A 9,716-nucleotide genomic window follows, 5' to 3' on the forward strand; every position below is an offset into this window, starting at 1 on the left:
GTGCCGGGGGGGTGGGGTCCGGCGTCACATTTGTTCTCGGCCCGATGTCGCGGCGTCAATCTGGATGCGGTCAACAACGTCTTCCCCATCACTGCTGGTAAAATGCTACTTGCCTTCTGCCGGTCAGGTTTCACGTCAGTATCAGCCTGGGCATTCGAGGAACCCGGCGTGCCGCCAGGGCTTCAGGCCGACCAATGCGCTGTCCTGCAGGTATTGAGCTGCGGCATAGGAAGGTGGCCTGAGCTGCATTCTCACGAAAGTAAGGCCGGCAAGGAGCGGTTGCCCGCTGCTGGAACTGACCTAGGGCGCGGCGGGTTCTACATGGCTTGTCAGGAGACGGACAGTTCAGTGAAGTACGGCGAGAACGTCAAACATCAGCGGTATCGAGTTGAATTAATCAATTACAGATTTCATTCTGGACAACGATTGACGAACGCGAGCTCTTCGGCAACTCTGCCCGAATAACGGGTGAGGGACTCATGAGCACAATCGACGAAAGCCTGCGCGCCATTTCCGAGCGCGTGAAGTCGCATTCCAGTACGATGGCCACCGAAGAGGCGGTCAAAACAGCCGTAGTTTTGCCATTTCTCCGTGCCCTCGGCTACGACGTATTCGATCCGACGGAGGTTGTGCCTGAGTTCACGGCTGACGCCGTAGGCAAAAAGGGTGAGAAGGTCGACTACGCGATCAAGATCGACAGCGAGATCCGGATTCTGATCGAATGCAAGCCAATCTCGGTCGCTCTCGACAAGAAGCACCTCGATCAGCTCTATCGCTATTTCAGCGTCACCAACGCCAAGTTTGCGATTCTCACCAACGGTCGTACCTTCAATTTTTACACTGATCTCGAAGCGCCAAACAAACTCGATACGAGACCGTTTTTCGTATTTGACGTGACCGATTTCAACGCCGGCATTGTGACCGAGCTGCGAAAGTTCGAAAAGGCCGCCTTTGACGTTGCAGCTATTCTGGCAACGGCGGAGCGCCTGAAGTACACATCAGGTGTCAAACAAGTGATCTCGAAGCTGATTGAGGAGCCCACAGACGAGTTTGTGCGCATTGCGTCAGGTGGGGTCTATGAAGGTCGCATGACCTCTCAGGTGAAGGAAATGTTGACAGGTGTCGTGCGGACCGCCTTTCGCGAAGTCATAATGGATACCGTGAAGAGCCGTCTATCGAGCGCTCTGGCAGACACCGAGGAAGTCATAGAGAAGATCGACACACGCGTAGAGGAAGAGCCTGACGTTGTCACCACGGACGAGGAGCGTGAAGGCTATATGATCGTGAAAGCGATCGTGCGCGACACGATTGCCCCCAAGCGTGTCGTCATGCGCGATCAGAAGTCCTATTGCGGGATACTGGTGGACAACAACAATAGGAAACCTCTCGCTCGGCTCTGGTTCAATCGCTCGGTCAAATACATCGGTCTCTTCGACGGCGAGAATGAAGAGCGCCTTATCGTTGACAGCCTGGACCAGATCTACGAATACAGCGATCGTTTGCGTGCAACGGCTAAAAAGTATGCGGATCAGCAGTGATAGGATCCGGCGAAAAGCCAACCGTGTAGCTCACCATCAAGTAAACAACTCATGGCTGCGGCCAACCGTTCACGCGCCGCTTGGAGAATATCTTCCTTTGAGCGGTCGCTGACGCCACTCTCCAGGCCATCGGTAACAAGTCGCTAGAGTTCCGCCAATTTGTCCGCACGCTCCTGATCGCGACGGATAAGGTCGCGACATAATCACTTGCATTGCAGTAACGCCCCGTCTTGGTTCGGGCTTTCACCCATTCTTCCATCGGGTCGGGGGGAGACATTCATGGTTGCCATATCGATCACCTCGTGTGGAGAAGATGGCATAGTTTGGCAAGGATTGGCAGTGTTTGGACGGCAATCGGTGATACGGGCCATGCCGAGGACGCTCGATTTGCATTGAGAGTGTCTGGCACATTATACGTCACGCGCTCCAACGTACTTGCTGCGAATTTTATCGCATCCTTGCGTAAATATTCCCCATAAGCTAAATGAAATGTATCTTGGAGATTTCATATGCAGGAAGATGATAAGCGCGCAAATTTCGTAAGGCTGGCAGAAGGACGAACTCAAGCAGCGCTCGACGCTATTCGCAAGCTGGGTAATCTCTCGAACCGACGGGCCTACGAATTTACGGAAGCGGATATCCGGAAGATCACTAAGGCGTTGAAGGAGGCAGTTGCTGATCTCGAGCGGCGGTTCGGTTCATCGACTGAAGTATCCGAAAGCTTCAGGTTGTAGGTTCTGGGAGGTAGAGCATGCGTTCGGAACATCTCGGGATTGGGGACCGCACTTTCCTCATCAATCGCTTGATCCAGCAAGCACCGATCAACACCTTGATCCGAGAGTTCTTCAAGAACGCGGATGAAAATGCGGCTCTGGCGCCCGAAGGTCGGCGAATCGTTGAGATATATCCGACCGTCATCAACGGCGTGCGTAAGCTAACCTTTTGGAACACCGGTGTCGGTATGTCGGCTGCAGAGTTGAAAACGGCAACGGATCTCAGTTCTTCGGTGAACAAATTAATGTCGCTCGACGGTAATTTCGGTATCGGCGCAAAAGTGTCGGGACTGGCGGCGTCGCCAGATGGCATCCGCTATCGTTCCTGCAAGAATGGTGAGGTGAATGAAGTAACTATTGGTTACGACGAGGACGAAGAGACCTACGTTCGATTTGCGGTCCAATTGCCAGACGGTAGTAGTGAAGCCATTTATGATGTCACGTCAGTCGTGTTGGCCGAAGGGGCGTCTATTGACGAGGATTGGACCGAAGTAGTGCTCTTTGGCCAGGGGCCGGCGCATGATACGGTCGCCGAGCCGATTGGTATGGGCGTCGCCGTTGATCGTAGTTTTATTGCCACATCAATTTTTCGTCGTTTCGTGCAGTTCTCGCCCGGTGTGCAAGTTCGCATTGATGTGGCAATGACGAAGGGTGGCGGAAAAGACGAGACTGGTAAATCTCGTCCGCTGAAGACACTCGACGAAATTCTTGATCGCCTTCCGCGTTACCAAGACGTCTCGGACTCTTCAACCGGCATAACCATCCGCTATATTCATGATCCGAAGCACGAAGGGTCGGGCCATACTTACAGTTCCCGTGCGAATGCTGCGACAGGTTCCACAACCTTTTGTGCTTTGGTTTATAAGGGCGAACGTTACGATTTCCGCACCCAGAAGGTTTGGTCCTCGGCTGCGCCAATATTCGGTATTCCCTTTGGGTCTAAGGTTCTGACGATCGAGATTCGTCTCCCGGATCAAGCGGCTTTTCCGAGTCAATATCGGGATTCGTTAACGTGGCGACATGATAAATCTCCTCTCACTGCTGATCACTACGCTTATTTGGTCCGAGAATTGATGCCTGATTGGGTCAAGGATGTGATTCGTAGTGAATCGCCGGACAGCGCAGATGACCTTAACGACCTTCAATCGGATCTGCAGACGTTACTGGACGAATTGCGAGTTCCCACCAAGGTTATGAAGCGCGCTTCGGAGCCAACGATGTTTACCGAACGAAACACCGCTGGTATCGCCGAACCGGAAACGACAACGCTTCAGGCCGAGCAGGACGAAGACGCACCCGAAGGTTTAGCGCCTCCGACCAAACGGACCGAACCGCGGGCATCAAATTCGCGTGTACGTTATGCGCCTGATGGAGCTACTGCCTCTAAGCTTGCGCGCGCGCTTGAGCGCGCTCCGGAGATAAAAATTTTGACCGATCCTGATGAGATTGCAGATCGCGGCCTCAAAGGAAGAGCCGCAAAATTTTACGGCGAGGTGCAAACGCTATTTGTTAACGGACTTTATCCGGTTGTCGCGAAGATGGCGGATGAGTTGGCCAACGAACTCAGCGATGCCGAAGATCCCGATGAAGCGCGTTCAATCGCACTTCAAGCCTCCCAACGAACACTTGCTTATCGTGTTGGAAAGGCAACTTGCTTCGCTCTTGCCAAGCGGTTGCTTGATGATTGGTCAACAGAGGATTTGGAGCGGGCCACGTCACCTGAATCTTTGTCAATGGCGGCGGATGACTATCGTCAAAGCCTTGCCGCTGGCCGCAAGTGGATCAAAGATCATATACGCATGGCCAGCGTGACGGCACTTGGATGACCTACGCAATTAGGACATCAATACGCGTTTTTGTGCTCCGAGCAGAATCTAACTCCCGGCTAGATAAACGGCAGATCAATTGCTGATGAAGCAGGACTTTTCTCCCGCCTTGCTTAGAAAATCCATTGATCAGCTAAGTGATCTGTAATTGGCGCGCGCGTTAGAGAAGAAAATGGCGCACCCGACAGGATTCGAACCTGTGACCTTTGGAATCGGAATCCAACACTCTATCCAGCTGAGCTACGGGTGCATGCCTGACGATGTGACTCGTCGTCCGATGACGTGGTTCTTAGCCTAGCTTTGGCTCTGCTTCAATCGCGAAGTTCGCGGAATTTCTGTGGCTTGGCTTTTAAGGCGAGATTGGCGCCAAGCTGTTGCCGAAATGAAAACCCCGCCGTCCCAGGGCGGCGGAGTCGAATCGATGAGGAAGTGGGCGAACTCCACGTTCGTCATGCTCGGCCTTGTGCCGAGCATCTGCCGCCGCTCGATATGGAATAGGATACGTAGCAGATCCTCGGCACAAGGCCGAGGATGACGTCGAGTAAAGGGGCGAGGTTTCCTGATCGAGCTGTCGATCGATCAGACCTGCATGGCGCCGGGGCCGGGGATGGCTTTGGGCGGCACCTTGCCGAGGATGATCATGCCGAGGACTTCGTCCTTGGTGACATCCTCGGTGCGGGCGTGGCCGACGACTTGGCCGTTTTTCATGACCGAGACGCGGTCGGCGAGGTCGAAGACGTCGTGGATGTCGTGGCTGATCAGGAAGATGCCGATGCCCTCCTTTTTCAGCTGCTTGATGAGCTCGCCGACCTGCGCCGTTTCCTGGGGGCCAAGGGCTGCCGTCGGCTCGTCCATGATGAGGATGCGGGCGTTGAACAGGATGGCGCGGGCAATCGCCACCGACTGGCGCTGGCCGCCTGAGAGTGCCTTCACCGGCTCCTTGAAGCGCTTGAAGTTCGGGTTGAGGCGGCCCATCACCTCGCGGGCGGAGGCTTCCATCGCGACATCGTCGAGCGTGCCCCAGCGGGTCTTCAGCTCGCGGCCGAGATAGAGGTTGGCGGCGGCATCGACATTATCGGCGACGGCGAGCGTCTGGTAGATCGTCTCGATGCCGAACTTCTTGGCATCGCGGGGGTTGCGGATGTCGGCCGGTTCGCCGTCGATCAGGATCTCGCCCGAATCGCGCTTGTAGGCGCCGGAGAGGATCTTGATCAGCGTCGATTTGCCGGCGCCGTTATGGCCGAGAAGGGCCACGACTTCGCCGGGATAGAGATCGACCGAGGCATTGTCGACCGCGTGGATACCGCCGAAAGAGATCGAGATGTTCTTCAGTTCGACGAGGGGAGTGCGTTGTTCAGCCATGGTTCGTACTCCTCTTACTTCGCACGGGAGCGGTAGACGGTGTCGAGCCAGACGGCAATGACGAGCACCGCGCCGACGACGACGTTCTGGATGGGTGTGTCGACATTGGCGAGACCCATGCCCGACTGCAGCGACTGCATGACGAGCGCGCCGAGCATGGCGCCGGCGATCGTGCCAGTGCCGCCTGCGAGCGACGTGCCGCCGATGACGGCTGCGGCGATCGTATAGAGCTCGTAGGTCGTGCCCTGCGAGTTAGCGGCGGCGTTGAGGCGCGCCGTGGAGATCGCGGCGGCCACCGCTGCGAGGAAGCCCATCAGCGCGAAGATGCGCACCGTCACCCAGCGGGTCTTGATGCCGGCAAGTTCTGCCGCTTCCGGATTGCCGCCGATCGCGAAGACATAGCGGCCGAAGCGCAGGCGCGTGGCGATGAAGGTCATGACGATGCCGACGAGGACGGCGATCAGCACGGGCACGGCGATGCCGTAGGGGATCATCAGGCCGGTTTCCGGCACGGTGATGTTGTTGGCTTCGGCATAGCGCTTGGCGATTGCCGGCGGCCAATAATAGATCGTCGACACCCAGATCGCGCCGAGCACCAAGGCACAGCCGAGAACGCCGAGGACATATTCGGCCCAGAGCGGGCGGCGCGGGAAGTTGAAGCGCCGGCGCTGATGGCGCGAGCCGATGATCGAGACGACGATCAGCACGCAGGCGACCGCGCCGATGATCCAGCTCCACGTGGCGCCGATCGCGCCTTCGGCACCGCCGCCCATGATGCGGAAGGTGGTGTCGAGGGGGGCGACCGTCTGGCCGCTCGTGACATACCAGGCAAGGCCGCGCCAGGCGAGGAAGCCGCCAAGCGTGACGATGAAGGAGGGCACGCCGAGAAAAGCGATGATGACCCCTTGGAACATGCCGATCGCCGTGCCGACGAGGAGGCCGCAGATCAGCGTGATCACCCAGGTGAAGGAGTTGTCGAAGCCCAGATATTGCGGCAGGTACTTCGCCTGGACCACGCCCATGATCATGGCGACGAAGCCAAGGATCGAGCCGATCGACAGGTCGATGTTGCGGGTAACGATGACCAGGACCATGCCGGTCGCCAGAACCGCGATTTCGGTGGTCTGGACGGAGAGGTTCCAGATGTTTCTGGGCGTGAGGAACAGGCCGCCGGTATAGAAGTGGAAGCCGATCCAGATGACCAGCAGCGCGGCGATCATGCCGAGAAGGCGGGTATCGATTTCCGTTGCCCGCAAGAAGCGGGTGAAGGGACCTTCAACTGCCGAGCGCGGACCTGACGTCGTGGATTGGGTGATGTCTGCCATGGGTTTGCCGTTTCCCCCATTTGTTTGGGCGCGGGCCTGCTCGGAAGAGCTGCCGACGATCGCCCTGTTCTTGTTGTGACCACCGGGACGCTTCCGAAAATAGCCGATGACAACGGCACTATTCTGGCAGGGAATCGAAGCATCCGCGGTGCGCGCGAGAATGGAGAAGCACCAGCGGGCTTCATCCGCATCCGGCGCCGCAGCGGAGGGCCGCTGCGGCGCCGGTATTCAGATCGTCAGGCGAGGATTACTCGCAAGCCTTGACGGAGCCGGCCTTGACGCCCTGGCAGGCTTCAGCCTTGGAGATCCAGCCGGCGTCGATGACGACGTTCAGGTTGTCCTTGGTGATGGCGAGCGGGGTCAGGAAGATCGACTGCATCTTCACCTTCTTCGGGCCGCCTTCGAAGGTCTGCACGCCTGCAACCTTGTCGAGGGCGGTGCCGCCGGCGAGATCGAGAGCGACTTCGGCGGCACGCTTGCCGAGTTCACGGCTGTCCTTCCAGACGGAAACCGTCTGCGTGCCGAGAGCGATACGGTTCAGCGCAGCCTTGTCGGCGTCCTGGCCGGAAACCGGAACGGAGCCGGCCATGCCCTGGGCGTCGAGAGCGGCGACGGCGCCGCCGGCCGTGCCGTCGTTGGACGCGACGACAGCGTCAACCTTGTTGTTGTTGGCGGTCAGGAACTGCTCCATGTTGCGCTGAGCGTTCTGCGGCAGCCAGCCGTCGGTATAGGCTTCGCCGACATTCTTGATCTTGCCGGCGTCAATGGCAGCCTTCAGAACTTCCATCTGGCCTGCGAAGAGGAAGTCGGCGTTCGGGTCGGAAGACGAGCCCTTGATGAAGACGTAATTGCCTTCCGGCTTGACCTTGAAGACGCCCTCAGCCTGCAGGCGGCCGACTTCCTTGTTGTCGAAGGTGATGTAGAAGGCGGACGGGTTCTCGATCAGGCGGTCGTAACCGACGACCGGGATGCCTTCGCTGGCGGCCTTTTCAACGGCCGGGCCGATCGCGTCGGAGTCCTGTGCGAGGATGATGAGGGCGTTGGCGCCCTGCGAGATCAGCGACTCGACGTCGGTCAGCTGCTTTGCAGCCGAAGACTGGGCGTCTGCGGAAATGTACTTGGCGCCCTTGGCTTCCAGAGCCTTCTTGATGGCGGCTTCGTCCGTCTTCCAGCGTTCTTCCTGGAAGTTCGACCAGGAAACGCCAACGACGAGGTCGGCAGCCATGGCAGCCGACTGCAGCGAAACGAGAATGGCAGCACCCGCCATCAGCTTATAAATAGACTTCATAATGTCCTCCCGAGTGAAATGCAGCCGGCCCAGCATCAGCCTCCTCCGGCCATCGCGAAAGCCTGTCCAGAAAGGTTCGGATTTTTTTCTCGACAGTCGAGAAATTTACTGTCAGAGATTTTTTCAACTGTCAACACCGCACTACCGGCTTAATTCCTTTGACTGGAAGGGGCCGGAGATGCTGTGGCAATGAGGGGCGGAACGAACCGGGAAGAGGCGGCTATCCATGCTGACCAAGTCGAGCACGGAGCTCGTGCGGCAGAGAAACAGCGTGCTCGTGCTCGCCACTCTGCGCCGCCACGGGCCGCTTGCTCACACTGAGATATCCGATCACACGCGGCTTTCGTCCGCGACGGTGTCTGCGATCACGGCCGATCTCGAAAAGGCTGAGATCATCGAAAAATCCGAGCAGCAGGCTGCGAGCGGGCGCGGCCGGCCGCGCGTGCTTTTTCGCCAGCGCCGCGACTGCGGCTATCTCATCGTCGTCATCATCTCCTCGGATGCGGTTCAATATTCGCTGGTCGATTACTCGGGTAAGCTGATCGACCGTTTCAGCGAGGAAAGATCGCACGATCCCGATGGCGCCGCCCGCTTCGTGAACGGGGTGCGGGAGGGGCTGAGCCGCGTCCTGGCGCGCTCGCGCATCAGCCAGGAGAAGGTGCTGCTCATATCGATCAGCAGCAAGGGACTGGTCAATTCCTCCGAGCCGGTCCTCGTCTGGTCGCCGATCTTCGGCAGCGACCAGATCGATTTCGAACTGGCGCTCAAGCCGGACTGGAAGGCGAAGGTCATTCTCGACAACGAGACGCTGCTGGTTGCTGCAGCGCTGGGCGCGCGCGAGGAGAATGTCAAAGGCGCGGATTTCCGCTCTCTGGCCGCCCTTTCACTCGGCCACAGCATCGGACTTGGGATCATCAGGCGAACGAGCCATGGCGGGCATGAAGTCTCGGCGCCAAATTTCGGGCATATGCTGCACATGGCCAATGGCGGCCTCTGCCGCTGCGGCACGCGCGGCTGCATCGAGGCCTATGCCGGTTTCTATGCGATCCTGCGCACCGCCTTCGAAGTGCCACTCGATACGATCCCGGCAAAGTTCGTGCCGGTGGCAGAACTCGACAAGATCGCAGCAAGGGCGCGACAGGGCCACCGCATCTCGGGCTTTGCCTTCCGTCAGGCGGGGCTGGCGCTCGGCAACGGCCTGTCGCGCGTGCTGAGCCTGACCGAGCGCATGCCGATTGCGATCACCGGACCCGGGACGCGCTATTACGATCTCTTGCGGCAGGGGATCGAGGAGGGGCTCGGCCAGTCTCATATGGTGCGTATGGAGGGAATGCCGGAGCTCCGGGTCGTCGCGGACGAACAGATTCTCGTCTTCGAAGGGCATCTGAACCGGGCGCTGGCCGTCATCGACGAGGATATCGTGGTGGCGGGCGTGCAGGGCGGGGATTAGCGTTCGGTACGAAGCCTCCTTGGACCCGAAAACCTCTTCCCACAAGGGGGAGGGACTAACCCGGCTGCACCGCCTCGCTTCTTCCGAAACGCCGAAAGTTTGGAAAGCGGGTGCGGCAGTTTAAGCCTCTCCCACCTGTGGGGAGGGGTTGGGG

The 9,716-nt window shown here is 58.4% G+C and carries 8 protein-coding genes, 1 tRNA gene and 1 pseudogene; 5 read left to right on the forward strand and 5 right to left on the reverse strand.

Features of this window, described 5'->3' with window-relative positions; all coding sequences use genetic code 11:
- Positions 1–465 (forward strand): hypothetical protein (locus JNB85_RS30320; RefSeq protein WP_220338105.1); only part of this gene is annotated, 465 nt, incomplete at its 5' end.
- A gap of 77 nt (positions 466–542) precedes the next feature.
- A complete protein-coding gene (locus JNB85_RS30325) occupies positions 543–1,538 on the forward strand; it encodes a type I restriction endonuclease (RefSeq protein WP_420852308.1) in 996 nt (331 codons plus the stop codon).
- Here the strand turns inward: JNB85_RS30325 and JNB85_RS30880 are convergent.
- Positions 1,529–1,828 (reverse strand): annotated as a pseudogene (locus JNB85_RS30880) (type II toxin-antitoxin system ParD family antitoxin). The gene JNB85_RS30325 and the pseudogene JNB85_RS30880 sit on opposite strands and share 10 nt — an antisense overlap.
- A 219-nt stretch (positions 1,829–2,047) precedes the next feature.
- On the opposite strand from JNB85_RS30880, the gene JNB85_RS30330 reads away from it, so the two are divergent.
- Both JNB85_RS30330 and JNB85_RS30335 read left to right on the forward strand, forming a co-directional pair.
- Positions 2,048–2,272 (forward strand): hypothetical protein, encoded by a 225-nt coding sequence (locus tag JNB85_RS30330; protein ID WP_220338107.1) that lies wholly within the window; start codon positions 2,048–2,050, stop codon positions 2,270–2,272.
- Between the two features lie 17 nt (positions 2,273–2,289).
- Positions 2,290–4,137, forward strand: coding sequence for a hypothetical protein (locus JNB85_RS30335; RefSeq protein WP_220338108.1), 1,848 nt, complete (start codon positions 2,290–2,292; stop codon positions 4,135–4,137).
- 173 nt (positions 4,138–4,310) lie between these two features.
- Here the strand turns inward: JNB85_RS30335 and JNB85_RS30340 are convergent.
- The 4 genes from JNB85_RS30340 to xylF form a co-directional block, all read right to left on the reverse strand.
- A tRNA-Arg gene (locus JNB85_RS30340) sits at positions 4,311–4,387 on the reverse strand.
- Between the two features lie 329 nt (positions 4,388–4,716).
- Positions 4,717–5,499: an ATP-binding cassette domain-containing protein gene (locus JNB85_RS30345; protein ID WP_183826003.1), complete on the reverse strand. Its 783-nt coding sequence runs from the start codon at positions 5,497–5,499 to the stop codon at positions 4,717–4,719.
- A gap of 14 nt (positions 5,500–5,513) precedes the next feature.
- Positions 5,514–6,824: a sugar ABC transporter permease gene (locus JNB85_RS30350; protein ID WP_220338109.1), complete on the reverse strand. Its 1,311-nt coding sequence runs from the start codon at positions 6,822–6,824 to the stop codon at positions 5,514–5,516.
- A 247-nt stretch (positions 6,825–7,071) separates the two neighbouring features.
- Positions 7,072–8,112 (reverse strand): D-xylose ABC transporter substrate-binding protein, encoded by a 1,041-nt coding sequence (gene xylF / locus JNB85_RS30355; protein WP_220338110.1) that lies wholly within the window; start codon positions 8,110–8,112, stop codon positions 7,072–7,074.
- Positions 8,113–8,338: 226 nt separating this feature from the next.
- Between xylF and JNB85_RS30360 the strand changes: the two genes are divergently transcribed.
- Positions 8,339–9,562 carry an ROK family transcriptional regulator gene (locus tag JNB85_RS30360; protein WP_220338111.1) on the forward strand — a complete coding sequence of 408 codons (1,224 nt, stop codon included), beginning with the start codon at positions 8,339–8,341 and terminating at the stop codon, positions 9,560–9,562.
- The last annotated feature ends 154 nt before the right edge of the window (positions 9,563–9,716 follow it).

This window comes from Rhizobium mesosinicum (genome assembly GCF_019511345.1).
Lineage (GTDB): Bacteria > Pseudomonadota > Alphaproteobacteria > Rhizobiales > Rhizobiaceae > Rhizobium > Rhizobium mesosinicum.

Excerpts from the sequence above, each read along its gene's own strand:
- JNB85_RS30360 (WP_220338111.1), top strand. The coding sequence starts at position 8,339 with ATGCTGACCAAGTCGAGCACGGAGCTCGTGCGGCAGAGAAACAGCGTG.
- JNB85_RS30335 (WP_220338108.1), top strand. The coding sequence starts at position 2,290 with ATGCGTTCGGAACATCTCGGGATTGGGGACCGCACTTTCCTCATCAAT.
- xylF (WP_220338110.1), bottom strand. The coding sequence starts at position 8,112 with ATGAAGTCTATTTATAAGCTGATGGCGGGTGCTGCCATTCTCGTTTCG.
- JNB85_RS30325 (WP_420852308.1), top strand. The coding sequence starts at position 543 with ATGGCCACCGAAGAGGCGGTCAAAACAGCCGTAGTTTTGCCATTTCTC.
- JNB85_RS30350 (WP_220338109.1), bottom strand. The coding sequence starts at position 6,824 with ATGGCAGACATCACCCAATCCACGACGTCAGGTCCGCGCTCGGCAGTT.
- JNB85_RS30345 (WP_183826003.1), bottom strand. The coding sequence starts at position 5,499 with ATGGCTGAACAACGCACTCCCCTCGTCGAACTGAAGAACATCTCGATC.
- JNB85_RS30330 (WP_220338107.1), top strand. The coding sequence starts at position 2,048 with ATGCAGGAAGATGATAAGCGCGCAAATTTCGTAAGGCTGGCAGAAGGA.